The sequence below is a fragment of the Nocardia suismassiliense genome, assembly GCF_900269665.1.
In the GTDB taxonomy this organism is placed as follows: domain Bacteria; phylum Actinomycetota; class Actinomycetes; order Mycobacteriales; family Mycobacteriaceae; genus Nocardia; species Nocardia suismassiliense.
On the sequence record NZ_LT985361.1, the window covers coordinates 4,208,022 to 4,233,269 of the forward strand.

25 protein-coding genes are annotated in these 25,248 nt (G+C 66.3%); 15 read left to right on the plus strand and 10 right to left on the minus strand.

The window, feature by feature from the left end:
* The first annotated feature begins 176 nt into the window (after positions 1-176).
* Positions 177-1,286, plus strand: a complete 1,110-nt coding sequence (locus DBO33_RS18820; RefSeq protein ID WP_107656216.1) for an NADH:flavin oxidoreductase — start codon at positions 177-179, stop codon at positions 1,284-1,286.
* Between the two features lie 56 nt (positions 1,287-1,342).
* On the opposite strand, the gene DBO33_RS18825 is transcribed toward DBO33_RS18820, so the two are convergent.
* Positions 1,343-2,248, minus strand: coding sequence for a LysR family transcriptional regulator (locus tag DBO33_RS18825; protein WP_159080358.1), 906 nt, complete (start codon positions 2,246-2,248; stop codon positions 1,343-1,345).
* Positions 2,249-2,444: 196 nt separating this feature from the next.
* On the opposite strand from DBO33_RS18825, the gene DBO33_RS18830 reads away from it, so the two are divergent.
* Complete coding sequence (locus DBO33_RS18830; RefSeq protein WP_234390911.1) at positions 2,445-3,086, plus strand: TetR/AcrR family transcriptional regulator; 642 nt, start codon at positions 2,445-2,447, stop codon at positions 3,084-3,086.
* On the opposite strand, the gene DBO33_RS18835 is transcribed toward DBO33_RS18830, so the two are convergent.
* Positions 3,075-3,554 carry a thioesterase family protein gene (locus DBO33_RS18835; RefSeq protein WP_159080359.1) on the minus strand — a complete coding sequence of 160 codons (480 nt, stop codon included), beginning with the start codon at positions 3,552-3,554 and terminating at the stop codon, positions 3,075-3,077. The two genes, DBO33_RS18830 and DBO33_RS18835, sit on opposite strands and share 12 nt — an antisense overlap.
* 381 nt (positions 3,555-3,935) lie before the next feature.
* Between DBO33_RS18835 and DBO33_RS18840 the strand changes: the two genes are divergently transcribed.
* The 8 genes from DBO33_RS18840 (at position 3,936) to DBO33_RS18875 (ending at position 11,554) form a co-directional block, all read left to right on the plus strand.
* Positions 3,936-5,123: a cytochrome P450 gene (locus DBO33_RS18840; RefSeq protein WP_107656219.1), complete on the plus strand. Its 1,188-nt coding sequence runs from the start codon at positions 3,936-3,938 to the stop codon at positions 5,121-5,123.
* A 4-nt stretch (positions 5,124-5,127) separates the two neighbouring features.
* The gene (locus tag DBO33_RS44705; protein ID WP_407670615.1) at positions 5,128-5,334 is read left to right on the plus strand and encodes a ferredoxin; all 207 of its coding nucleotides are present in this window, start codon (positions 5,128-5,130) and stop codon (positions 5,332-5,334) included.
* Positions 5,335-5,410: 76 nt separating this feature from the next.
* Positions 5,411-6,799, plus strand: coding sequence for an MFS transporter (locus DBO33_RS18850; RefSeq protein ID WP_107656221.1), 1,389 nt, complete (start codon positions 5,411-5,413; stop codon positions 6,797-6,799).
* Positions 6,800-6,823: 24 nt separating this feature from the next.
* Entirely contained in the window at positions 6,824-7,636 is an 813-nt protein-coding gene (locus DBO33_RS18855) for an SDR family oxidoreductase (protein WP_107656222.1), read from the plus strand.
* The gene (locus DBO33_RS18860) at positions 7,633-8,349 is read left to right on the plus strand and encodes an SDR family oxidoreductase (protein WP_107656223.1); all 717 of its coding nucleotides are present in this window, start codon (positions 7,633-7,635) and stop codon (positions 8,347-8,349) included. Before DBO33_RS18855 ends, DBO33_RS18860 begins: the two co-directional genes overlap by 4 nt.
* 342 nt (positions 8,350-8,691) lie before the next feature.
* On the plus strand, positions 8,692-9,441 hold the full coding sequence (locus DBO33_RS18865) for a COG1361 family protein (protein WP_234390912.1): 750 nt from the start codon (positions 8,692-8,694) through the stop codon (positions 9,439-9,441).
* A 147-nt stretch (positions 9,442-9,588) separates the two neighbouring features.
* Positions 9,589-10,863 (plus strand): cation:proton antiporter, encoded by a 1,275-nt coding sequence (locus DBO33_RS18870; RefSeq protein ID WP_107656225.1) that lies wholly within the window; start codon positions 9,589-9,591, stop codon positions 10,861-10,863.
* Positions 10,864-10,987: 124 nt separating this feature from the next.
* Positions 10,988-11,554, plus strand: a complete 567-nt coding sequence (locus DBO33_RS18875) for a hemerythrin domain-containing protein (protein ID WP_107660389.1) — start codon at positions 10,988-10,990, stop codon at positions 11,552-11,554.
* Positions 11,555-11,757: 203 nt separating this feature from the next.
* Here DBO33_RS18875 and DBO33_RS18880 read toward each other — a convergent pair whose 3' ends face one another.
* On the minus strand, positions 11,758-13,317 hold the full coding sequence (locus tag DBO33_RS18880) for a carboxylesterase/lipase family protein (protein WP_234390913.1): 1,560 nt from the start codon (positions 13,315-13,317) through the stop codon (positions 11,758-11,760).
* A gap of 65 nt (positions 13,318-13,382) precedes the next feature.
* On the opposite strand from DBO33_RS18880, the gene DBO33_RS18885 reads away from it, so the two are divergent.
* On the plus strand, positions 13,383-14,633 hold the full coding sequence (locus DBO33_RS18885) for an ROK family transcriptional regulator (RefSeq protein WP_107656226.1): 1,251 nt from the start codon (positions 13,383-13,385) through the stop codon (positions 14,631-14,633).
* Between the two features lie 185 nt (positions 14,634-14,818).
* On the opposite strand, the gene msrA is transcribed toward DBO33_RS18885, so the two are convergent.
* From msrA to DBO33_RS18910, 5 genes are all read right to left on the minus strand, one after another.
* A complete protein-coding gene (gene msrA / locus DBO33_RS18890) occupies positions 14,819-15,334 on the minus strand; it encodes a peptide-methionine (S)-S-oxide reductase MsrA (RefSeq protein ID WP_199856687.1) in 516 nt (171 codons plus the stop codon).
* Positions 15,331-15,786 (minus strand): peptide-methionine (R)-S-oxide reductase MsrB, encoded by a 456-nt coding sequence (msrB, locus tag DBO33_RS18895; protein WP_107656227.1) that lies wholly within the window; start codon positions 15,784-15,786, stop codon positions 15,331-15,333. The genes msrA and msrB overlap by 4 nt, the downstream gene beginning before the upstream one ends.
* An 80-nt stretch (positions 15,787-15,866) precedes the next feature.
* Entirely contained in the window at positions 15,867-16,655 is a 789-nt protein-coding gene (locus tag DBO33_RS18900; RefSeq protein WP_107656228.1) for a 2-phosphosulfolactate phosphatase, read from the minus strand.
* Positions 16,656-16,733: 78 nt separating this feature from the next.
* Positions 16,734-17,396 (minus strand): peptidylprolyl isomerase, encoded by a 663-nt coding sequence (locus tag DBO33_RS18905; RefSeq protein ID WP_107656229.1) that lies wholly within the window; start codon positions 17,394-17,396, stop codon positions 16,734-16,736.
* A 77-nt stretch (positions 17,397-17,473) separates the two neighbouring features.
* The gene (locus DBO33_RS18910) at positions 17,474-18,241 is read right to left on the minus strand and encodes a DsbA family protein (RefSeq protein ID WP_107656230.1); all 768 of its coding nucleotides are present in this window, start codon (positions 18,239-18,241) and stop codon (positions 17,474-17,476) included.
* A 123-nt stretch (positions 18,242-18,364) separates the two neighbouring features.
* On the opposite strand from DBO33_RS18910, the gene DBO33_RS18915 reads away from it, so the two are divergent.
* A complete protein-coding gene (locus DBO33_RS18915) occupies positions 18,365-18,763 on the plus strand; it encodes an NUDIX hydrolase (protein WP_407670520.1) in 399 nt (132 codons plus the stop codon).
* Positions 18,764-18,836: 73 nt separating this feature from the next.
* Here the strand turns inward: DBO33_RS18915 and DBO33_RS18920 are convergent, their stop codons facing one another.
* A complete protein-coding gene (locus tag DBO33_RS18920) occupies positions 18,837-19,916 on the minus strand; it encodes an ADP-ribosylglycohydrolase family protein (RefSeq protein WP_107656232.1) in 1,080 nt (359 codons plus the stop codon).
* 151 nt (positions 19,917-20,067) lie between these two features.
* Between DBO33_RS18920 and DBO33_RS18925 the strand changes: the two genes are divergently transcribed.
* The 3 genes from DBO33_RS18925 (at position 20,068) to DBO33_RS18935 (ending at position 24,578) form a co-directional block, all read left to right on the plus strand.
* Positions 20,068-21,678, plus strand: coding sequence for an alkaline phosphatase D family protein (locus DBO33_RS18925; RefSeq protein ID WP_107656233.1), 1,611 nt, complete (start codon positions 20,068-20,070; stop codon positions 21,676-21,678).
* A gap of 104 nt (positions 21,679-21,782) precedes the next feature.
* Positions 21,783-23,513 carry a DUF3556 domain-containing protein gene (locus DBO33_RS18930; protein ID WP_107656234.1) on the plus strand — a complete coding sequence of 577 codons (1,731 nt, stop codon included), beginning with the start codon at positions 21,783-21,785 and terminating at the stop codon, positions 23,511-23,513.
* A gap of 162 nt (positions 23,514-23,675) precedes the next feature.
* Entirely contained in the window at positions 23,676-24,578 is a 903-nt protein-coding gene (locus DBO33_RS18935) for an aromatic prenyltransferase (RefSeq protein WP_107656235.1), read from the plus strand.
* Here the strand turns inward: DBO33_RS18935 and DBO33_RS18940 are convergent.
* Entirely contained in the window at positions 24,575-24,877 is a 303-nt protein-coding gene (locus DBO33_RS18940; protein WP_107656236.1) for an NIPSNAP family protein, read from the minus strand. The two genes, DBO33_RS18935 and DBO33_RS18940, sit on opposite strands and share 4 nt — an antisense overlap.
* Between the last annotated feature and the right edge of the window lie 371 nt (positions 24,878-25,248).

Genomic DNA, 25,248 nt, shown 5'->3' on the forward strand with positions numbered 1-25,248 from the left:
CTCGCGTCCCCGCCGCTCGGCGGAATGCTTGACAAACTCAAACACTCTCCGATGTACTGTCGATGAGTTGCTTGAGTTGCTCAACTATCTGCCGGCTCGAGCGGCCCCCTTGCTCTTCCCCATACCGCGGCCGACCACGGTGCAGTCACCGGCTCGGCGCCGATTTCGGAGACGATATGACCTCGGTAGTAGACACCACTCGGATCCGGCGGTTGCTGGATCGCCCGTTCACGGTCGGCGACCTGACCGTTGCGAACCGGGTCGCGATGGCCCCGATGACGCGCAATATGTCGCCGGACGGCGTTCCGGGGGCCGACGTCGCCGAGTACTACGCCCGCCGGGCGGCCAACAACGTGGGTCTCATCGTCACCGAAGGCACCTACATCAACCGGCCGGCGGCCGGCGCTTACGACAACGTGCCGCACTTCTACGGTGAACAGTCGCTCGCCGGCTGGGCGAACGTGGTCGAACAGGTGCACCTCGCGGGCGGAAAAATCATTCCGCAGCTGTGGCACACCGGAGTGGCGCGCACCGCGACCGAGCCGCCCGCCGAAAGCCCGTCCGCGGTGGGGCTGACCGGAGAGGCGACCGGAAAAGCCATGACGCAGCGCGATATCGACGAGACGGTCGCCGCGTTCGCCGAGGCGGCGGCAGCGGCGGAACGCCTCGGCTTCGACGGCGCCGAACTGCATGGCGCGCACGGCTATCTGATCGACAGCTTTCTGTGGAGCGGCACCAACCAGCGCACCGATGGCTACGGCGGCGACCCCGCGTCCAGGGCCCGGTTCGCCGTCGAGATCGTCGAGGCCGTGCGTGCCGCCGTCTCGCCCGGTTTCCCCCTCTTCTTCCGGCTCTCCCAGTGGAAGTCCGGGAACTACGAGGCCAAGATCGCGGCGAGCGCGGGCGAGCTGGATCAGCTCCTGGCGCCACTGGTCGACGCGGGTGTGGACGCCTTCCACGCCTCGACCCGCCGATACTGGCTGCCCGAATTCGCCGGTAGCGATCTCAACCTGGCCGGCTGGGTCAAGAAGCTCACCGGCAAACCCACGGTGACCGTGGGCTCGATCGGACTGGACCAGGAGTTCGTCGGTGCCGGCGGCTGGCAGAAGCAGGCCGCCGTCGCGGGCATCGATCAGTTGCTCGATCGCCTCGAACGCGACGAGTTCGACCTCGTCGCCGTCGGCCGGGCGCTGCTGGCCAATCCCGACTGGGCCACCAAGGCGCTGCAGGGCCGCCTCGATGAGACGACCGCCTTCGACCGCGCAGTGTTGAAGTCCCTCAACTGATCTCAACTCGACCACTCGATCAGGACACGTGCCACCGAGAGCGTGAGCGCCGCCGATCACCGCGCCAGCGGATCATCGGAAGCGATGACGGAACACACTTCACCGAAGCTCTGCAATAGCGCGGTGTCCCGATCGGCGCGCCATACCAGCCCCCATTGGAGTGGCCCGGCGTCCCGGATCGGCACATACGCCAGGTCGGGGCGGACATGGAACAGCGCGGTGTGCGCGGAGACGATGACCACGCCCTTGCCGGCTGCCGCGAGCATCATCAGCTCCAGGAAGGTTTCCGAGACCTCGCCCTGCGGGATCCGTCGCCCCGCCGGGGTGTAAACCGGATTCCGGTCCAGCCGAACCGATTCCGGCATCGAGGTCGGCATGCGGAGCAGCTGCTCGTCGGCGAGTTCCTCCAGGGAGATATCCGGCCGCCCGGCGAGGCGGTGCGTGGCCGCGACGGCGAGCAGCCGAGGTTCGGTGATCAGGACCGGCCCGGCGACGATATCCGGATCCGTCACCGGGTACGGCATGAAGGCCGCGTCCGCGGTGTCGGCGCGCAGTCGTTGCATGACGTCGGCCAGCTGGGCCTCACGGATGCGCACCTGACAGTGCGGCGACCGGCGACGGAACTCGTCGGCGGCCGTGGTCAGCAGATGTCCGCCGCCGATGCTGATGAACAGGATGTCCAAGGCGTGCTCGCCGCCCTGGCCCGCCCGGATGGCCCGCGCCATCGCGGCCTGCGCCTGCGACCAGGCGGGCAGCAGGTCCTGATACAGCTGCGCACCGATCTCCGACAGTTTCACGTGCCGGCTCGTGCGATGGAACAGCGGAGTTCCGATGCGCCGCTCCAGCTTTCCGACGGTCTGGCTCACCGCCGACGGTGACAGATGTAGGCGCTTGGCCGTGCGTCCGAAATGCAACTCCTCGGCCAAGGTGAGAAAGATTTCCACTTCGTGCCGTTCGATCACCGGTACCCCCAATCGTTCAGTCCACCTTCATGACCGTGTCGTGATCACGCATTGATCGACCCACCACCGGTATGGGAGGTTGGATACAACCACCGTTCCGGTGGGGCGTGTGTTCTCGAATCTGTTGTGGCACTTCGCATTGCGTGCACATGGCGGGGGATGCGCACCAGCTGTTTCGGACCATTGGAGGGGAATCATGTCCGACACCTTCGAAGAACTGCACTGTGATGCCCTTGTGGCGATGGACATTTCAGTCCTCGACCGGCGAACGGAGCTGCTGCGAACAGCCGCGCGAATGTTCGCGCAGCGGGGATTCGAAGCCACCACGATCCGGGATATCGGTGCGGCCGCCGGCCTCCTCCCCGGCGGCGTCTGCTGCCACTTCGAGTCGAAAGACGCGATGGTGGGCGAGATTCTCCGCGAATTCCTCGAGGACCTGTTCGGTCGTTACAGCGACATCAAGGTCAGCGGCTTCGACCCGGTGGAAACCCTCCGGCTCGTCCTTGCCGCCTCGTTCGAGTCGATCTTCACCCACCACGACGCAGTCGTCATCTATCAGGCCGAAGCGGCCCAGCTGTCCGCGCGGTCGGCGAAGTTCGCCTATCTCGACGATTACGAGCTTGAGTTCCATCGGAACTGGACCGAGCTGCTATGGGGCGGCATAGCGCTCGGCTTGCTGCGGGCGGACCTCGACGTGGACATGACCTACAAGTACCTGCGGGATGCGGTCTGGTCGGCGGTCCGGTGGTACCGACCGGGCTGTGGCAGGTCTCCGAAAGAGCTGTCGGACAAGTACTTCCAGCTCGCATTGCACGGGGTAGGTCGCTCACATCGATAGTCGGCCCCGGGGGAATCTGATCGTGCGCCCTACTCCGTCGGGATGGCCGCCTGCCTCCCTTTGTTCGGCAGCGAACTGCGTGAGCCGGGCGCGGACGTCGTCCGGCATCGCCGCGGTTCTCCTCGTCCCGAGGTCGACGTGCAGGTCCAGCTGTTCGGATACCGCCACCCGCGCTCGGTCGCTGAGATTGCGTACCTCATGGAAGAAATGCAGCCGCTTGGCATCCACGCCCAGTAACCAGGAATCGACGGCCAGCCGTGACCCGTGCAGCACCTCGCGTTCGTAGGTCATGGCGGTCTGCACGACGACTTTCCCGAATCCGGTTGTCCGGACGTACTCGTCGCCGAGGCCGAGGGCGTCGGTGAACGCGGCATGGGCGCGATAGACCACGATCCCGTAGTACTGGGCGTTCATATGGTTGTTGATATCGATCCACGCCGCATCGACGTCACATTCGAGAGTTCGCACACCGCCACCTTCCCCACGCTGTCAGCAGTGGGCCCAGGCTACAACCAAGCGCTTGCTCGGGGCAACTGCTGCGGTGCCCGGTATGTCCGAAATGTGTTCGCGCGGAGGCGCTTTGGTGCACCTGTGTGCTGCTGTTCCGCCATGTCACCACGGCCGCAGTTGATCTTCGGTGACGTGGATCACAGCCGCAGGCGAGCCGTTGCACTTGTTAATTACCTGACGTAATGTCCGAAGAAGGGGCGACAAGACAGCAATCAGTCCGAATCCTATTGCGCCCCAGCGTTTCTCGCATCGCGATGGCCTGACATCGCATGCGGACGGGGGCTTCGAAAATATCGCACGCCAGACGGATTCGATATCCATCCAGGGAAGGGGAGACACGTGCAGCCGACACATTTGTCCACGAAGAGGAAGAACGCGCCGCCGACGAAATTCAAACTCCCGGCCGGGCCGGAATGCTGGCTGGTCACCAGTTACGAGGACGCCCGAAAGGTATTCGCGGACCCCAGCTTCGGTCGAGCCGATCTGTTCTCCGGTGAGCTGCCCGATCTCGTTCCCTCGCCGAACATGATCGAAGACCCGGATAATTTGACGAATCTCGATGGCGCCGACCATCGCCGCCTCCGCGGTTTATTGCAGCGAACATTCACGCCCTCGGCCATCGCGCTCTGGCGACCGTGGATCGAATCGGTCGTCGAGAAGTATGTCTCGTCGTTGCACGAACTGCCCGACGGTTTCGACCTGATCGCGGAATTCACCCATACGCTGCCGGTCTCGGTGATCACCAGGCTGATGGGGCTGCCCGCCGCGCGTGAGTCGGACATGCTGCGCTGGAGCGAGATCTCGTTGACGACCGAGGGCGTTACGCTCGATGACATCCAGCAGAGCAACGCGGAGTTCAAGGATTGGGCCAGGGAACTCATGGCGGCCCGGCGTGCCGAGCCCGGCGACGATCTGATCAGCTACCTGATGGAACGCGACGACGGAACGATACCCGAAGGTCAGCTGACCACCCTCGTCTGTGTCCTGATCATGGCGGGCCACGAAACCACGATGTCGATGTTGGGGAACTTCCTCGTCTATCTGCTGGCCTATGACCGGGAAGCGTGGGCGGCGTTGCGCACAGCGGATGACGAGAAGATGGAGCGGATCGTAGAGGATCTGCTGCGGATAACTCCACTGGGCGATCGAAAGCATCGGCCTGGGCCACTGCGGTATACCAAGTCCGATATCGTCGTCGGCGGGGTGCAGTTCCGCAGGGGTGACGTGGTCGCCATTGATGTAGTGGCGTCCAACCACGACCCGCAATTCCATTGTCCCGTGTCGAAAATAGACACCGAAGCCGATCTTCCGGTACCGCATCTGACATTCAGCTCGGGGCCGCATCTCTGCATCGGCGCCTGGCTGGCACGGTGGGAATTGGGGCTGGCACTGCGTGGTCTCGCGCGCGCTTTCCCCGATCTGACGCTGGCCGATGATATCGACGAACTCACCTGGATCATCGGCATGGTGACGCGTAGCCCCCGCAAACTTCGTGTCAACAAAGGTGATTCGGATGCCGGAGCTTAATTCCATGGAAGGGCGCCGGTTCTACGTCGACCGGAAGTCGTGCATGGGCACCGGACTGTGCTTCGGGACGTATCCGAACTCGTTCGAGCCGGTCGCACCCGATCAAGCGCGTGTTCGCCGCGAATCCGCTGCGTTGTCCGAGCTCGAGGTTGCCATCAGAAATTGTCCGACCGGCGCTATTCGAGAAGCGGATTCGTCTCGGGGCAAGTAGCCGGCAAACGACCGCCGTGCAGCGAGTCGATGGCCGACTCGCTGCACGAGGTCGTCACCACCAGAAAGCAGGTGCGGTGCACCCTCGGACATCCACGATCCATCCGGTCGGCGCCATCACGGCGTTGGCTTTCGGCGTGCTGTCGTACAGCCTGACCCAGACCATGCTGGTCCCGGCCATCGGTGTGCTGCAGCAGGCGCTGCACACCAGCGCGGCTGGTGCGACGTGGGCGGTACTCAGCGCCCCACTGCTGGCCGGCGCGATACTCACGCCCCTGGTCGCCCGGCTCGGCGACCGCTATGGGCGACGGCGGGTGCTGCTGATCGTGCTGACCCTCACGCTGGCGGCGATGCTCGTGGCGCTGGCCGCGCCGGGGATCGGTTGGCTGATCGCCGCGCGAGCGGTTCAGGGCATCAGCCTGGCAGTATTACCCCTCGCCTTCGGTGCGGTACCGGATATTCTGCGGCCCGAACGAGTGCCTCTCGGACTCGCGCTGCTGTCCGGCATGATCGGTGGCACCGCGGGCGTCGGACTGGTCTGCGGCGGGCTGATCGTCGACCATGCCTCGTGGCGTTGGCTTTTCGTGATCGGCGCCGGATTGGCTGGGACCGCACTGGTCCTGAGTTGTCTGTTCGTCCCGGAAGGCAATGCGCACAAGGCCGGGCGGCTCGACTTGATCGGCGCCCTGGTGCTGACCGCCGCGCTGAGCGGAATGCTGTTGGCGCTCACCATCGGACCGAGCAGCGGATGGTCGTCCGTTCCCACGCTCGCACTGGCCGGCGCCGGTGTGGTGTTGCTCGTGGTGTTCGTCCGGGTCGAACGGGTGCTGCGACATCCGTTGCTGGACATGGATCTTGTCTTGCATCGACGGGTCGGCATAGCGCATATCGCGGCATTCATCCTAGGGCTGATGCAGTTCCTGTACTACGTGTTGGTGCCCAAGCTGACCCAATTGCCGCTCGACGCCGGGGGTTTCGGCCGATCGGTGACGGTGGCCGGGCTCGTCATGGTGCCGCACACGCTGGTGATCCTGCCCACCGGTGCTGTCGCCGCGCGGATCGTCGCGCGGATCGGGCCGCGCATCCCGCTGGCCATCGGCCTGCTGGTCACCGCGGCCGGTACGGCGCTGCTGGCACTCGTCCACGCGCAGCCGTGGCAGTTGGCCGTTTACGCGATTCCAATCGGCATCGGCACCGGTCTGGTGATGACGGCCCTACCCGCTCAATTGCATCGGGTCGTCGAGTCTGCGGAGGCTGCCACGGCCAACGGGATCAACACCGTGATGCGCACGATCGGTGGCGCGGTCGGCAGCCAACTGGGTGCCGCACTGGTCGCCGGTGGGTTCCGAACCGGACTCCCCACCGCGTTCTGGGTTGCCACGGCCATCGGAATCACTGGGGCTGCACTGGTTTTCACCGCCCATTCGGCGACCGCGCCGGTCGAGCGCGAGCTGGCACGTAGTTGATGTTTTTTACCAGAGGGAGACGCGATGACGCGAATGGCCGGCAAAGTTGTGCTGATCACCGGCGCACGTCAGGGAGTGGGGCGCTCGTGCGCGATACGACTCGCGGAGCAGGGCGCGGACATCGTGGCCCTGGACCAGCCGGGGCCGGAATCGGATGCCGCACTGGCCGGTCTGGCCGCTGCGGTCCGCGACCTCCTGCGCAAGGTAGTCGTCGCGACCGCCGATATCCGTGACCTGGAAGCCGTCGCCGCTGCGGTGCAGGCAGGCGTAGACGAACTCGGTCCGCTGGACGTCGTAGTGGCCAACGCCGGGATCTTCGACGCCCCCGGGCCTTCCTGGGAGATCGGCGAGGAGGTCTGGGTCCGCTCGATCGATGTCAACGTGACCGGTACTTGGCACACCGTGAAAGCTGGCGTCGCGCAACTGAATCCGATCGGCGGGTCGGTGATCATCATGAGTTCCACGGCGACGGTCAAGTCGCACGCGGGCTCCTCGCACTACTCGGCGGCCAAGAACGCGATCACCGGTCTGGCCATGACGCTCGCCAACGAGTTGGGGGAGCGGTCCATTCGGGTGAACTCGCTCCATCCGGGCTCGGTCGCCACACCGATGATCCTGAATCCCGCGACCTTCGCGCGGTTACGACCCGACCTGGAGCATCCTGCGGCCGAAGACGTGGCGCAGGTCCTGGCGGGCCGGACGCTGCTGCCGGTCCCGTGGGTGGATCCGATCGACGTCAGCAATGCGGTGCTGTTCCTGGCCTCCGACGAATCCCGGTACGTCACCGGGCTGCAGATGGTCATCGATGCCGGTCTGGCTCAGCAGGTGGCGTCATGACGGGACGGCTGGACGGCAAGGTCGCGCTGATCACGGCTGCGGCTGGACGCGTGGGGCGGGAGCAGGCCTTACGTTTCGCGCAGGAGGGCGCGGACATCGTTGCGATCGACCCGTCAGCGCAGGATCTCGCTGAAACGGTTCGCCTGGTCGCGGCGATGAACCGCCGGAGCTGCGCGTTCGAGGCCGATGTCCGCGACCAGCAGACGCTGAACTCCGCGGTATCCGCCGGTGTCGAGGCGCTGGGGCGGCTCGATATCCTCTGCGCCACTGACGCTTTCGGCTCGCCTGGCCCGGCATTGGACGTCGATCCGGAGGACTGGCCGACGTTGCTGGATGTGAACCTTACTGGCGTGTGGCGCATCTGCAAGGCAGGCATCCCACACCTCCTGGAAGGCGGGCGTGGCGGCTCGATCGTGTTGATGAGTTCGACTGCCGGGCTGCGCGGCGTGCCCCTCGCCGGTCCTGCCGCTACCGCCGAACACGGCGTCGTCGGACTGATGAAGTCGCTCGCGAACGAGCTGGCCCAGCACAGCGTTCGAGTAAATACAGTGCATCCGACACCGCACCATGCCGGGCGGGAACTGCACCTGTTGCCGGTAGCAGCCATCGAACCGGTGGACATCGCGAACGCGAGCCTGTTCCTCGCCTCCGACGAGGCGCGGTACATCACCGGCGTCACGTTGCCCGTGGACGCTGGACACTGCGTGAAGTAGGTGCTGCCGCCGGTGGATTCAGCGGCTTCCGACGATGCCGATCTGCTGGGGACTACTGGCGCGCCAGTACAGGTCGCGCGTGGTGGTGAACTTCTTTTTGATGGTGATGGTGGTCGAGGCGCCGCGGGCGACAGATGGAACTCCGATCCGCTGGGCGCGCCTTCCTGCCTGAACCCACGGCAAGGTGTTACCTGGTGTGCCGTGACCACCTCCCCCATACGATCCGCCCGGCACGCGGCGCGGACCTGCCTCGGTATCGTCATCGCGGCCGTTGTGGCCGGGACGTTGCTGGGTGCGGCCCCCACCGCGCACGCCGGACAGTCCAGTTGTGTGGACAGAACCGTGAGCTCCGACGGAAGCAAGGTCGAGTTGCGTCTGTGCCTGCAAACCGATGGGCTGAGCATGGACCTGACCACGGCCCGGGCCGACTGTTCGCACAACGGGACAGCGTTCAGCTCATGCCGAGTCGAAGGAAACTACACCCTGCACCGCGATGGCGACCAGATCGCCTACCCCGGCCTCTACAGTTCGGTGTACTACCCAGGGCCCGGCACATATGAAGTGCGATGGAAGTCCCTGTACGTCACCATGCATCGCGCGGACGCCCTCGGACAGTACCGGGAAGGATTCACGCTCGATTCGCCCCTGGACCCGCTGTCATTCGAACTGACCATGGAGCGAACGAAACTGCCCGCGGGCACCTCACGCATCCAATACCTCACCACCACCGAGCCCGGCCCGGCCCGGGTGCGGCTGACCTTGACCAACGATGGCGAGGGCGCGGCCCGCGACGCGAAAATTTACGTCCAGCTCTACGACAACAGCGAGCCACCCAACCAGGACTACATCATCCTTTCGGCACCGTTCACCACCGACGAGAAGTGTCTCGCCCAGGAAGACAACCAGGATCGGCCCCTCGCTCTGGCGGAATGTGAGATCGGCGATCTCGCACCCGGCCAGTCGGTCGACATCGTGCTGGACGTGCCGCTGTCCATGCTCACCAGCCGCTACAACCTGAACTGGAATCACGGCGACGTCACCCGCAACGACCTCGGCTACGGCGGGCACCGCCTCGCCCCACCCGGCACCTGACTCCGCGGGAATCCGATTGCGCGCCCTGCAGTTCGAATTCCGCAGCCCGCGCACGAGTTCGCCCGAGTTTCGGACGGCACCGCCCGGGTAGATCTTGATTTTCTGCTCCGATCGACAGGTGACGTGCGTAGTGGCGTGGCAACGACGATGACCAATCTCGATATCGAACGCGCGTACCTGATCGCCGGCATCGCATTGTTGTTGGCGGCCACGCTGCCTCGGCTCTTCAAGGATCGGGCGATCACGGCGCCGATGCTCATGTTGGGGGTCGGAGCGGTCGGCGGGCTGGTGATCGGGTCGAACGGCTTGCAAGCAGTGTCTCCGTTGTCGCACCCGACCGTGATCGAACACCTCGCGGAGTTGTGTGTGATCGTGGCGCTGATGGGTGTCGGGCTGGCCATCGACCGTCCGCTGCACTGGCGTACCTGGGGTTCCACCTGGCGGCTGCTGCTGATCACGATGCCGCTGTGCATCGCGGCCATGGCGGTATTCGGGTGGTGGGCGGCGGCGTTGACGCCTGCCGCCGCCGTTCTCCTTGCCGCGGTGCTGGCACCCACCGACCCGGTGCTGGCCTCGGATGTGCAGGTGGAGGGGCCGACGCCCGGCGGCGAAAGCTCCGCAGAAGAGGACGACGAGGTGCGTTTCGCTCTCACTTCGGAGGCGGGCCTCAACGATGCCCTGGCTTTCCCCTTCGTTTACCTGGCGATCTTCCTCGCGACCCAGGGCTCGGTGCAGAACTGGTTCGCCGGTTGGTTCGCCTGGGAGTTGCTCGGCAAGATCGCCGTCGGCGCCCTCCTCGGTGCGATCGTGGGGGACCTGCTGGGGCGCGGCTTGTTCCGATTCCCCATCGAGAACGCACGACTCGCCGACCAAGGCGAACCGATCGCCGCCTTGGCCGCGGTGTTCGCGGTCTACGGGCTCACCGAACTCGTCGGCGGCTACGGCTTTCTCGCGGTGTTCGCTTGTGCGATCGCTATGCGCCGGATCGAGCGCGACAGCGGATACCACGAACAGATGCACAGCCTGGTCGAACAGTTGGAACATGTCCTGACCCTGGTGGTGCTGCTGCTACTCGGAGCGGGTTTGACCACCGGCCTGCTGACCGCGCTGTCCTGGCAAGGAGCCGCGCTCGGAGTACTGCTCGTTTTCGTTTTCCGGCCGTTCGCCGGGTGGCTGGCCTTGCAGCGATGCGACGAGATGGCGCCGAAAGAGCGCGCCGTCACGGCCTTCTTCGGCGTCCGCGGTATCGGCTCGATCTACTACGTCTCCTACGGCTTGACTCAGGCAGACCTTTCCTCGGAGGCCCAGACCCTATGGGCGATCACGGCATTCACGATCGTCCTGTCCGTGCTGGTCCACGGCGCCAGCGCGGGGTGGGTGATGAAACACCTGGAGAACATTCGCGGGAAGGAGACTGCCTGAAGCGGTCCGAATCGCGCGAGACCGAACGACCTTGTTCGCCGTCGTTTGTGCGCCGTCGAGCCGGGTAGGGCGTCGATGGATGGCTATCAGCCCGGCCATCCAAGCCGACCAGGAGGTATCAACCATGGCGACACAACGCATCGACAGCACTGCGGATGTCATCGACTTCCTAGTGGAACAACACAATCGGATTCGTCAGCTGTTCACCGAAACCGCCGCGGCGGTGACCCCGGAGGAACGCGAGCAGAAGTTCTTCGAGCTCCGCCGCCTGCTCGCGGTCCACGAGACCGCCGAGGAGGAGATCGTGCACCCGCGGGCCCGCCGTGCGCTCGACAACGGCGACGCCATCGTGGACGCCCGGTTGCAGGAGGAGAACAAGGCCAAGCAGGCGCTGGCCGAACTCGACAAGATGAATGTGAACTCGCCGGAATTCGGCGTGAAACTCGCCGCCCTGCGCGACGCGGTACTCAACCACGCCGGGCACGAGGAGAGCGAGGAGTTCAAGCAGCTGCGGACCCAGCTCGACCAGAACGACCTCGAGCGGATGCGCGGCGTTGTCGAGTTCGCCGAGAAGACCGCGCCGACCCGGCCGCACCCGGGTGTGGAGTCCGCACCGGCGAACATGTTCGCGGGTCCGTTCGCCGCGGTGCTCGACCGGGTTCGCGACGCGATCTCGAAACCGCGCCAGTAGTAACGCCTTTCGGTATGTGGAGGTAGTACGAGCGGCGGTCGCGGGCACTGAGGCCTCAACCGCCGCTCCTGCTGTTAAACAGGCAACGGCCACTGCATGATCGGTGTGGGAGGGTTGCCGTGTCACTAGCGATTGTGCTCTGCGGCGACGCATCGGCCGAAGACGTTACCGCCGCTAGTGATTCGATGAACTCCGGCTGGGTATCAAGATGCCCAGATCCGGCGTTGAGCAGCGAACGGATCGGGTTCGACACGGCTCTGCTCAGACCAGATCATCGTCTGCCGCTTCTCGGGGGTGTAGCGGGGCCAATTCGAGCCCGGGTCACGGTTTTTGATGAAGGCGACCCAGGATGCGTGCATGTCGTCGGCCAGTGCTTGCGGCGGTGCGTCGCCCTCGGCTTCGGTGACGCCAGGCGCTTTCAGCAGATCGAACTCGAACGGCAGGTCCAGGCAATGCGCCGCCAGCCCGCGGTAGCTCGATGCTGTTGACGTCCAGTCGAATTCGTACAGCCAGGTCGGGAGATTCAGTCCGGCGCGCGCTTCGGCCACCCGATACGACGGTCCCCGAATGATGCTGTCGCTGATGGCTTGACCTGCCAGCTGGGTAGCGTCCGCGCCGGGATAGGCGGCACGGTACGCGTCCATGTCGGCCCCTCGGCCGGCGAGCGCAAGCGGACTGGCGGCCGCCGCTTCCGGATTCTGCGCGAGCATCATTGCCGCCATATTGAATTCGTGCCTGGTGAAGCCGAGCAGCAGCGGAACGTCGCCGCCCGCACCGTTGTTCAACATCGCCGGTGTCGCGTCGGGGATCAGCCGGCCGTCGGCGAACGGTGCCAAGCCCAGCATCGGCACGCTCTCGCTACCCGGTCCCGGCGCCTGGAGCGCATCTTGCAGATCGAGCACCTTGTCCTCGGACAGGGCGCGTAACGCGGCCGCCGTCGCGGGCACCCCGGTGCGCCGGGTGAACAGCTCGGCGACGGCGCGCCCCGCGGCGAGATCGTTCGGTTGGGTCACCGCGCCGGACGCGCAGATGCCGGCCCGGAACAGACCGCGTGCGGACGGCGTGGCCATCAGCGCCCAGACCGCTCCGCCGCCTGCGGACTGACCGGCGATGGTGACCTGAGCCGGATCGCCACCGAACGACGCGATATTGTCGCGAACCCACTGGAGACCCGCGATCCAGTCCAGCACCGCTCGATTGTCCGGCGCGCCGTCCAGGCTCAGGAAGCCATCGATGCCCAGCCGGTAACCGACCGAAACCACCACCACCCCATCACGATTGAACGCGGTGCCGTCATACCAGGGGCTGGCGGGGCTGCCCGCGACGAAGCCTCCGCCGTGGATCCACACCAGCACCGGCAGCCCGCGCGCCGACGGGTCGGGGGTGAAGACATTCAGGTTGAGGATGGCATCGCCGGGAATGCTCGGCTCCGGGATGGTGGTCACCGAACCCAGTGATCGGCGCTGGGCGGTGGGGCCGTACGCGGTGCACTCCAGCGTTTCGGTCCACCGCGCGGGCGGTACCGGAGCGGCGAACCGCAACTCACCGACCGGCGGCTTCGCGAACGGCACGCCGAGGAACGCGATACCGGTGTCGCGTCGGCTACCCCGGACCGGACCGTAGGTCGTCTGGACGACGTCCGACGGTGCGCGCTCGGACGAGCATGCGGCGGCCAAGGCCAGCGCGCCGGCTCCGAGCAGCACCGTCCGGCGGGTCAGGTGGGGCATTGCGACCTCGATTCGTGCGTAGGTGGACCAAGGCATGTTCGCGGTTCCCCTGGAAATAAGTCAACGGTTGAAAAAATTCGCGACCAGCCTATTGTTGGATTGTGGAGACAAGTCCGGCACCCGATTCGGTGGCCGTGCGCCGCCGCAACCTGGGCTCGGTGCTGCGCCACGTCGCCGAGCACGGTCCCTGCGCGCGCACCGAGATCGCCGTGGCCACCGGGCTGTCGCACGCGTCGGTCACCACGCTGGTGGCCGACCTCACGGCCCGCGGGCTGCTGCGCGAAGACGGTGTGCTGAACAGCGGCGGGCGCGGGCGCCCGCGCCGCCTGCTCCGCATGGTCCCGCGCCGCGCGGTGACCGTCGCGGTGCAGATCAGCGCCGAACAGCTCCGCGTGGCCGTCGCCGATCTCGCGGGCACGATCGTGTGGCAGGACGCCGTGCCGCACCACAGTGCCGCCGGCGTGCCCGCCACCATGGCGGACGCGGTCGCCACCGCGGTCCGGCGAGCCGAAGCGGCGGCGCCACCCGGCGCGGAACTGGTGCGCGTCGCCGTCGCGATGGCGGGGCCGGTCGCTGACGATGACGCGCAAACAGTGCTCGTCGCACCGGATTTCGGCTGGCTGCGCCCGGTCCGGCTACGCGCGCTGATCGCGGCCCGGCTGCCCGGGAGGACCTGCCCGATCGACGTGATCAACGATGCGAACGCCGCCGCCCTGGCCGAATATCACGCGCAGCCACGGCGTTCACGCGGCGTCGTGTACATCGCGGCAGGCACCGGTATCGGCGGTGGCGTGGTGCTGGACGGGCGCATCCACACCGGCAGCCACGGCATCGCCGGCGAGCCGGGCCACATGCCCGTCGCCATCGACGGACCGCCCTGCGCCTGCGGTGCGCACGGCTGCCTCGTCTGCTACGCGGGCCCCGAAGCGCTGCTCACCGCCGCCGGTCTCGGTGATCTGTTGCGGCGCAACGGACTCGGCCCCGCCGCCGACCACCTGACCCAGGCACTCGACCGCGGCGACGAACACGCCCGCACGGCAGCCGATCTCGCCGGCCGAGCCCTGGGCACCGCGATCCTGTCCATCACCGCCCTGCTCGACATCGACGAAGTGATCCTCGGCGGCACACTCGCGCAATGGTTCCCATGGTTGCAGTCATCGATCCGGCACCAGCTCGCCGGCCGCCAAGCCCTCGTCCCCGCCATCGAACCCACCGTCACCCCCGCCCGCCTCGGCACCGACGCCACCCTGCTCGGCGTCATCGAATACGCCCGCCGCGCAGCCCTCGCCGACCCCGCCACCGTCCCCCGCACCGTTCCGATTCCGAACCGTTCGGCGTTACCCGCGAGCTAGGAACGAGGACTGTGTGACCACCCCGGTGCAGCATTGGATCAGCGCGGGGCCATTGGTGCTGTTCGACGCTGAGCTGTAGCAGCTTTCCTGCGCGAGCATATACAGCGACTGCGCCACCCCTGGAGGTGGCGCAGTCGGATATTCGGCAGTCAGTTAACTTGTGCGCGAACGCTTTCGGCCCGAGCCTACTGCGCGGCGGCTTCCCGCTTCGGCAACTTCCATCCGGGACGGGGGAAGTGGCAGGTGTATCCGTCCGGGTAGCGCTCCAGGTAGTCCTGGTGCTCCGGCTCGGCCTCCCAGAACGTGCTCGCCGGGGTCACCTCGGTGACCACCTTGCCGGGCCACAGACCCGAGGCGTCCACGTCGGCGATGGTGTCCAGCGCGATCCGCTTCTGCTCCTCGTCGAGGTAGAAGATCGCGGACCGGTAGCTGGTACCGATGTCGTTGCCCTGACGGTCCTTCGTGGTCGGATCGTGGATCTGGAACAGGAACTCCAGCAGCACCCGGTAGTCGGTCTGCGCCGGGTCGTAGCTGATCTCCACGGCTTCCGCATGGCCCGGGTGGTTGCGATAGGTGGGGTTGTCGTTCTTCCCACCGGTGTAGCCGACCCGAGTCGACAACACCCCCGGCTGCTTGCGGATCAGGTCCTCCATGCCCCAGAAGCATCCGCCGGCCAGAATCGCCTTGCGTGTGTCGGTCACGCGTCCTCCTTCGTGAACAGGGTCCGGTACTGTCCGTAACCTTCCGCCTCGAGGTTATCGAGGTGAATGAAACGCAGTGCCGCGGAATTGATGCAATACCGCAGGCCGCCTGCCTCGCGCGGCCCGTCGGTGAACACGTGCCCGAGATGGCTGCCGCCGTGCGCCGAACGCGCCTCGGTGCGAATCATCAGATGGCTGAAGTCTCGCTTCTCGACCACGTTCCCGGCGTCGATCGGCTTGGTGAAACTCGGCCATCCGGATCCGCTGTCGAACTTGTCGACCGACGCGAACAACGGCTCACCGGACACCACATCGACGTAGATACCTGGTTCATGATTGTCCCAGTACTCGCCGGTGAACGCCCGTTCTGTCCCGTTCTCCTGGGTGACGTGGTACTGCTCAGGTGACAGGGCGGCGACGGCCGCGGGATTCCTGTTGTATTCCTGTGCCACATGACCTCCTCATATCGGCCCCACGTATAACCCGCGACCCGGTTCGGAAAGTCCCCGCCCAGCGGGACGTCACATTTGCGTCATAAGTGTGCCGCGTCGACGGCCGCCGCGTCGCCGAATGAGCCGTCGACCAGCACCGGAACCGTCGTGCTCACGTCGATTTCGGTGGCGACGGCGACATCGTCGGCGAACCCGATCGCCGCCAATTCACGCCCGGAGGCGCACTCGGTGACGAGCCGCGGCACGTCGGCGGTCGCGTCGTAGCAAGCCTTGGCCGCCGAAGCCTCCGGCGACAGCGGCCCGGCGCCGTGCTCGGCGAGGGCCGAGATGACCGCGGCAGCGCCGAACCAGTCCTCGATCGCAGGCCGCAGCACGTCCTGTCCCGGCCAGTGCTCGCCCGCGGCGATCACCGCGATCGGCCGCTCCGTGGTGCCCCAACCTCGCTGGACCATCCACCGGGCGACCGAGGACGCGTTCCGCAGGCAGGCCGCGATCACCGGCACGCCACGGACGGACGCCGAAATAGCCGACCCGTTCGGCGACGGCAACACCAGCCGGGCCGGGGCGGGTGCCCGCTGCAATGCCGCGGGAGACAGCGACCACGGCTGCTGAGCGGACGCGGCCTTACGTCCGACCGCCAGCCGCGCGTCCTGGCTCGCCGCGAACGCCGCGGCTGTCTCGTCGCGCCACGGATAAGGAAACACCCGCGTCCCAGCCTCGACCGCAACCGATACCGACGTCGTGAACGACAGCACATCGATCACGACGAGCGCCGCGCTATCGGGCCCGAGCGCTCGCGCGCCTGCCGCGCCCCATTCGATCCGCACTCCCCAAGGGAGTTGCTTCGCCCATTCCGGAATATCCGTCATTCACGCCCCCTCTGCCAGCTGGCCAGTGTCGCGTACGCGGCCCGCATGTGCCAACCGCAGCGGGGCAACACGAACCGGCTAGCCGAGGTGGGCGCGGGTGATCACCACCGGCTCGGCCGGCAGCCCGTCGCGCGGCCCGCGCTCGGTGGGCGTGATGCCGGCGGCGACCATGCGGTCCAGCACGTCCATGCCACGCACGACCTGCCCGAGCACCGAGTAGTTCGCCGGAATATTGGCAAAGGAATGCACGATGAAGAATTCGCTGCCGTTGGTACCCGGCCCCTGGTTACCCATCGCTACGGTGCCGCGCGGGTAGGTTTCGGTGCCGTTCACCTCGTCGGGGAATTGGTAACCGGGACCGCCCTTTTCCACTTCGTAGATATCGCCGCATTGCAGGACGCCGAGGCGAGCACTGTCGGTCAGCCGCCAGCATTGGCTCTGATCGTAGAAGCGCTGCAACACCAGGCTCGCCATGTTCTGCACGCCACACGGGGCGGCACCCGCGCGGTCCAGTCGCACGGTCACCGGGCCGTAGTTGAACTGGAACGTCACGTCCATGGTGCCGACGGCCAGCGCGACCGGCGGCGGTGGCAGCACCGGGCGGGCCGCCGGATTGTCCGGAGTCGGCGTGAAGGCGCACGTCACCACGGGCGGGCCTGCCGAGGCCGGGGCAGCGCCGGCGACCAGGCCGGACAACGATAGGACGGAGATGGCGAGCGCGGCGCCCCAGCGTGAGTTCATAGCGAGCAAGCTAGCGGATCTGACCGAAACAAGTTCGGCAAAGCCGCAATTCGGGCACGTTCTTGTTCGACCGGCTACTACCGCGTGGCGCTGATCAGCGGGGCGAGCCCGTCGGGGGCGAACAGATGCTCCGCGTCGGCGACCTGCTGACCGTTGACGAACACCGACGGGGTGGAGTTGACCCCGCCCGCGAGGACCTCTTTGGTCTTCACCCGAAGATACGAATCGTACTTGCGCTCGGTAATGCATTGGGCCACTGCGGCATCGCCGTACCCGGACTCCCTGGCGATCTCGATCAGCCGGTCGTCGGCGAGGCCGTCACCGCCTTCGGCGGGCTGGTTGTCGAACATCGCGACCAGCCAGCCCTGGTACTTCGACGGGTCGGCCTCGGCGACGCAGAACGACGCGTTGCCCGCCCGGGACGAGTACTGATTGGTGGAGGCCCGGTCCAGGAACGAGATGACGTTGTATTCGACGATGGCCGAACCGCTGGCCGCGGCCTCTTGCAGCACTCTGGCGTTGGCCCGGTCGAACATTTGGCATGCGGGACACTGCAAGTCGGCGACGACGCGGACCACGACCTGCGCGCCGGGAGCGCCGATCCGGACCGCGCCGGTGTCGGTGACGCCTGTGGGAGCGCCAGGGAGTTGCGCGGAGTTCTGCACCGGCTTCGGTGTACCGACGACATCCTTGGTCAGATCTTGCGCCACGATCCCCACGCACAGCGCCGAGACGAGGGCGAAAAGCACACCGCCCGTCACCAATCCGACGAGAACCTTGCGATTGTGTGCGGCGCGCTGCGACTCCGACGGGAGACTCGACCAGTCGTCCTGCGTGGTGTTCACCTATGTGCCCCCGTGCTTCTCGCCGCTCGAACAGTTTCGCTCCGCCACCCTAATGGTTGCCGACCGGGTTTGGGGCGCCGACCGGTCGACCCGCTCCCGAGCCGGAAAAGTAGGGTGGGGCCGGTGATTCGCACAGCCGCGTTGGCCCACGTCAGGGATCGTCGTCTGCTGCAGGCGCGATCGATCGGCAAGGAAGTCTTCTACATGGCGGGCGGGAAGATCGATCCCGGTGAGACGCCCGAACTGGCACTGCATCGTGAGGTCAGGGAGGAGCTCGGCGTCGGCGTCGTGTCCTGCGACGAGCTCGGTGTGTTCCTGGCCGAGGCGTACGGGCATGCGTCCGGCACGCAGCTGCACATGACGTGCTTCACCGCGGAACTCGATGGTGACCCGCAGCCGACCAGTGAGATCGCGGAGCTGCGGTACTTCACGGTGAGCGAGTACGCCGCGATGGATCATGTGGCGCCCGGGTCGATGCTGGTGTTCCGGAAGTTGCATGAGCTCGGTGCGGTCGACTGGTAGTGCGGCCGACCATCGCTCGGCAGCTCGGCTCTCGACGACGTCGCGCTAACCGCTCTGATGTACGCGGGACTCGTTAAAGCCCCTCATCGACCGGGTATCGCGCGTCAAGCGCGGACCGATCGCCGACGCCGAAGTTCATGACGAGGTCATCGGCCACCTGAATCAGCACGTCGCGCCCCTCCACCGTGGACACCCAGTCCATCGGCAGCGCGGAGACACCGTGCATGGCGCCGATCAGGTTCCCTGCCACCGCGCCGGTGGAATCGGAGTCCCCGGAGTGGTTCACCGACAGCAGGAGTGCCGCGCGCACGTCACCGGTCCGCGCGGCGTGCATGGCGCTGTACACCGCGATAGCCAGGCACTCCTCGGCGATCCACCCGCCGCCTATCTGCTCGACCTGTTCGGCGGCGGGCGCGTCCTCGGCCAACGCGACCGCTCGCGTCAATCCGTCGATTGTCTCCGCACTCTCCGGAATGTCGGTGAGTTGAGCGATGGTCTCCCGCACCGCTATCGGCAACTCGATCCCGCTCACCACCCGATCGACCAGTGCCGCGAACGCACCTGCGGCGAGGTAACCCGTGGGGTGTCCGTGGGTCAACTGCGCGGCCCGCGCCGCGGTAGTGAACGCGTGCTCAGGCCCCATTCCGGCCAACCCGAACGGCGCGGATCGCATGACGGTGCCGCAGCCTTTCGAGTGCGCATTTACCGGCCCGTTCGCGCCGAACGGTTCCGGCGCAAGATAACTCAACGCCTGTCTGCGGAGTCCGGACATGCACGCGTTCCCCGGCGCCCGCACCACGTGCAGAAACGGCAGACTCACCAGCCAGCCGTCACTGTCCGCTGCCGGGCCCTCCGCCTGCTGAGTCTGTAACCAGCGCAGATACGCCCGGCGCAGCGCAGGCATGGGGTCGGTGCCTGGCACCGATCGCAACAAACCCTCTGCCGTGAACAAGGTCATTTGCGTGTCGTCGGTAATCTGCTGCGGCGCACCGTCATCGTGCTGCGGCAGAAAACCCGTCACTCCGTCCGCGCCGTATCGGTCGCGAATTTGCGTCAGTGTCTGGAATTCGATGGGCCACCCCAACGCGTCCCCGACCGCCCCACCCAGCAGAGATCCCCGAACCCGGTCGAAAATCATCGCGTAATCCACCATGAGACAACATCATTACCGACCGAGGCGCTGAGTGTCGCGGCGTCGCATAAGTGGGCGCGTCGATCACGGGACGTTTACGCGGTAGCAGATCGGTATCCGCTGACCTCACTTGCCAACCTCGCCGGCGCTGAACGAAGTAACGTCGACTGGTATGGCTGAGTTGGTTTTGGGCCCGGTTTTGCGGCATGTGGATGCGACCTCGGCGACGGTCTGGGTAGAGACGGACGGCGCGTGCGAAGTGGACGTGCTCGGTCGGCGGGCGCGCACATTTCAGGTGGGGGAGCAGCCTTTCGCGCTGATCGTCGTCGACGGGCTGGAACCTGATTCGTCCATTCCCTACACGGTGGTGCTGGACGGCGCGGTCGCCTGGCCGGAGCCGGCCTCCCCGTTGCCGCCGTGCCGGATTCGCACGCAAGTGGTCGAGAAGATCATCTTCGGTTCGTGCCGGGCGGCCAAGGCGACGCCCGAGGAGCTGACGGCGGACAAGCTCGGGCCCGACGCCTTGGACGCGTACGCGATGCGGATGCAGGGCTTGCCCGAACAAGAGTGGCCGGATGCGATGCTGCTGCTCGGTGATCAGGTGTACGCCGACGAGCCGACACCTCGGATGCAGGAGTGGCTGGCGCAGCGGCGCGGCGGGCAGGAGCCGGCGGGCGAGGTGGTGTCGTTCCGCGAGTACGCCGAGCTGTACCACGAATCGTGGTCGGACCCGGAGATTCGCTGGCTGATGTCGAATGTGCCCACCTCGATGATCTTCGACGACCACGACGTGCGCGACGACTGGAATACCTCGCGGACCTGGCGGGAAGGGATGGCGCAAAAACCGTGGTGGCGCAAGCGCATTCGCGCCGGGCTCGCGTCGTACTGGGTGTATCAGCACATCGGCAACCTGGGCCCGGACGAGCTCGCGCGAAACCTGCTGTACAGCAAGGTGACCGAGGCGGGCGTTGACGTGCAGGATCTGCTGGAGGACTTCGCCGAGGAGGCCGACAAGGAGGTGGACGGCCGCAAACCCACCCGCTGGAGCTACCGTCGCGACTTCGGCCGGATCCGGCTGCTGGTGATCGACACTCGCAGCGGCCGCATCCTCGACGGTCAGCGGCTCATGGTCGGCTCCGACGAGTTCGATTGGATCGAGCAGAACGCCGCAGGCGACTACGACCACCTGCTGATCGGCTCGTCGCTGCCCTGGCTGATGCCGCACGCACTGAGCTACCTGCAATCGCTCAACGAGCGCGCGGCGAGCCGGCCGGGCTGGCGCGGCCGCCTCGGTGAGAAGGTCAGGCAGGCAGCAGATCTGGAGCACTGGCCCGCCTTCCGTGCCTCCTTCGAACGGCTGGCGCGGCTGATCCACCGGCTCGGCACCGCACCCGACGCACCGAGCACCATCTGCGTGCTGTCCGGCGACGTCCACCACAGCTACGCCGCCCGCGCCACCTACGCGCAACCGACGAAATCCGAAGTGCTGCAACTGGTGTGCTCACCCGTCCACAACGACCCACCCAAAATCTTCCGCCCCGCCTTCACCCTCTCCTGGGCCACCCCCATCGCCGCCGCCCTGCGTCGCCACGCCGCCCGCCGCGGCATCTCTCCCGACCCGGTCCACTGGCAAAAAGTCACCGGCCCCCACTTCGGCAACTCCATCGCCTCCCTCGACATCACCGGCCGCTCCGCCAGATTCACCCTCGAATCCGCCCGCCCAGACCACACCCTCGTCAAAGCGGCGGAGCTGGACCTCCCTCTCGCCAACCAGAACCGCTAGGACGGATCGTTGACACGGCATTGCTGACCTGTCAACGTATCGAAGGACCGTGAGGTCCCTGATTCGGGTGGGTGCCTCGGTGTCGTCGAATCGGAGAGTGCTCGATGGGGTTTCTGGAACCCGACCTGCCGGTGGTCGATATGGCGGAGTGGAGCAAAGGCACTCGGAGCGAACGGATTCGGCCGATGGCCCGGCATTGGGCCGAGGTGGGGTTCGGGACGCCGGTCGCGCTGCATCTGTTCTATGCGGGCAAGGTGGGCCTGTATGTGCTGGGTGGCTGGCTGATCGTCTTGTCCACCAAGGGCATCGATGGGTTCACGAGCGTGGGGGACTGGTGGTCGGAGCCGATCGTTTTCCAGAAGGTCGTGCTGTACACGTTGCTGTTCGAGGTGGTCGGGCTCGGGTGTGGGTTCGGGCCGCTCAACAACAGGTTCTTTCCGCCGCTCGGTTCGATCCTGTATTGGTTGCGGCCCAAGACGATTCGATTGCCGCCATGGCCTGAGCGGGTCCCGTTGACCAGCGGAACCACGCGCACGCCGGTGGATGTCGCGTTGTACGCGGCGTTGCTGGTGCTGACGTCGATCGTGGTGCTGTCCGACGGGACCGGTCCGGTACCGGAGTTGGGTACGACGGTGGGATTGTTGCCGGTCTGGCAGATCGCGGCGGTGCTCGGGCTGCTCGCGGTCATCGGGTTGCGCGACAAGGTGATCTTCCTGGCGGCGCGAGGCGAGGTGTATGCCACGCTGGCAGTCACTTTCCTGTTTACCGGCGCCGACATGATCGTCGCCGCGAAGGTGGTCTTCGTGGTGATCTGGATGGGCGCGGCGACCTCGAAACTGAACAAGCACTTCCCGTTCGTGGTGTCCACCATGATGTCCAACAGTCCGGTCTTCCGGCGAAAGTCGCTGAAGCGCAAGTTCTTCGAGAACTTCCCCGACGACCTGCGCCCAGGGCGGTTGTCCCGGATCTTCGCCCACGGTGGCACCGCCGTCGAGATGTGTGTCCCGCTGGTGCTGTTCTTCTCGCACGGTGGACTGCCGACCACGATTGCCGCGATCGTGATGATCGGCTTCCACCTGACGATCCTGACCGCCATCCCGATGGGCGTGCCACTGGAGTGGAACGTCTTCATGATCTTCGGCGTGCTGGTGCTGTTCGTCGCGCACGCCGATCGCGGCCTGGCCGGCCTGCACAATCCGGTTCCGGTGGCGGTGCTGTTCCTCGTGATCGACGGCATCGTGATCGCCGGAAACCTGTTCCCGCGCAGAATTTCCTTCCTGCCCGGCATGCGCTACTACGCAGGCAACTGGGATACGACGTTGTGGTGCATCAAACCGTCGGCCGCCGCGAAGATCAGCCGCGGCATCGTCGCGATCGCCAGCATGCCGCAGGCTCAGCTGGAACGGTTCTACGGCAAGGACCGGGCGCAGATCCCGATGTTCATGGGATATGCCTTCCGCGCCATGAACACCCACGGCCGCGCGCTGTTCACCCTTGTGCATCGAGCCATGCCACCCGGGCGCGAGGACGAGTACACGATCACCGACGGTGAGCGCATCTGCAGCACCGCGCTCGGCTGGAACTTCGGCGACGGTCACCTGCACAACGAGCAACTCATCGCCGCGATGCAGGAGCGATGCCGGTTCGAGCCCGGCGAGGTGCGGGTCGTGCTGCTCGACGCCCAGCCGATTCACCAAGGGACGCAAGAGTATCGGCTCGTCGACGCCGCCACCGGCGAGTTCGAGCGCGGCGTCGTCTACGTCGCCGACATGGTGACCCGCCAGCCGTGGGCCGACGACGTGCCGGTCCACGTCCGCCACGGTGATCCTGCCTGACTGGAGACCGCGGCAGCCGCTCGTCCCAGCAATACCTCAGAAACTCGGACCCCGCGCCACCACGCGACTATCGTGACCCCAAGGCATTGTGTTCGACATTCTTGTACCTGAGCCATCGGCGGCTGCGAACCGCCCGTGGCGGTTGGATATTCGAGGTGACTCATGCGCACATCCGCCGTTCCGACTCTCGATCGCTTCCGACAGGACCTGCGGGAATACGCGCGCCTGGCCGAGGCGCGCTACGACCCGTCAGTAGTGGATCCGGTACTGGACACCTTGTCCGACCTGTGGACCGGCTCCGTCGTCGCCGTGCGCACCACCACGCACCCGGTCCCCGAACGTCAGGTCAACGCGCGGGTGATGTACCCCGGCGAACCGACCGAGCTCATCCAGACCCTGCGTGACGCCGGACTGCTCACCTACACCGGCCATCCGATGGAACAGCTGCTGGCCGAGATCTGCGCGGCCATGCCCGTGCGCGCGGGCGTCGATGTCGCGCTCGACGGCGGTGTCGAGAAAATCTGGCTGATCTTTCCCGAACTCGTCAGCGTGGAGCGGATGCTCGCCTTCCCCGGCATGCCCGAATCCGCCCGTGGGCACGCCGCGCACCTGTCCCGCTACGGCGGCCGAATCGGCATCCTCGGAGTGGATTTCGCCGCCCGCACCATGAACCTGTACTCCCAGGTGTTCGAAGCGGGCCAGCTCACCGCCGCCGACATCAGCACCATCCTGGCCGACCTCGACTTCGTGGCCGCCACCGACGAGGAACTGGCGCTGCTCGGCCGCACCTTCAACCTGTACCGCACGTTCTCCTGGACGTCGCCGCGCATGGAACGCATCTGTTTCCCGTTGCGCTGCACGGCCGAGACCTTCCCGACCCACCTCGACCCGGTCCTGGCCCGCTTCGTCGACGAAGCTCCCTTCGCTGACCCGGAAACCCGCGGCTTCGTGTTCTACACCGCCTACGGCGCCACTTCCCGCTACTACAAGGTCCAGGCCGAATATCTCGCCGCCCAACGTCCGACGTTCCCCGGCGGCACCGAACCACAAGTCACTCGGGACTAGGCACCGCGGTCGGGAAGCATCGGCCGCATGAAGGTGCGCTCGTACCGGAGCACACAGCCGCTCTCGTCGCGGATGCGATCGGCCGCGATGAAGTCGGGATCGACACCGAACAGCGCCCGATACTGTTCGTAGGCTGCGAGTCCGGCGAAGCTGAACAAGGCCATCGCCTTGTCGCTGGCGCCTTCCGCGGGCAGGAAATAGCCGTGGTGCGTGCCGCCGTGCCGCTCGACCAACTCCATCCATCGGCGGCCGAAGCGTTCGAACGCGTCGATCTTCGCGGGATCGATCACGTACTCCACAACACAGGTGATCCTGGCCCCCAGGCTACGACCGCGACGGCCGGTGTCTGCCAATAAGTTGCCGGGTCCTGTGTCGTGGGTCACACACTGTTTGGCCTACCGAACCCGGGGCATACAGCCCGTCGGGCGACGCACAGTGCGCGCCGTCGAAACAGTGCTTCGGAAGGGTCGGTATCTGTCGTGGTTCTGCTGCTGGTGGGAATCGCTACTGCGTCAGCCGTCGTGATCGCAACGCATGCCATGGTGGTGGCCGCGCATTTGGCGCAGCGCCGTGCTGCGCCGCGCCGCCGGGTTGCCGTGGACGCCCGCGCCGTGCCCTCGACACGAGTCTCCGCCTAGCCCGGGGTAAGCACGCGCCTCTCTGCCCAGCT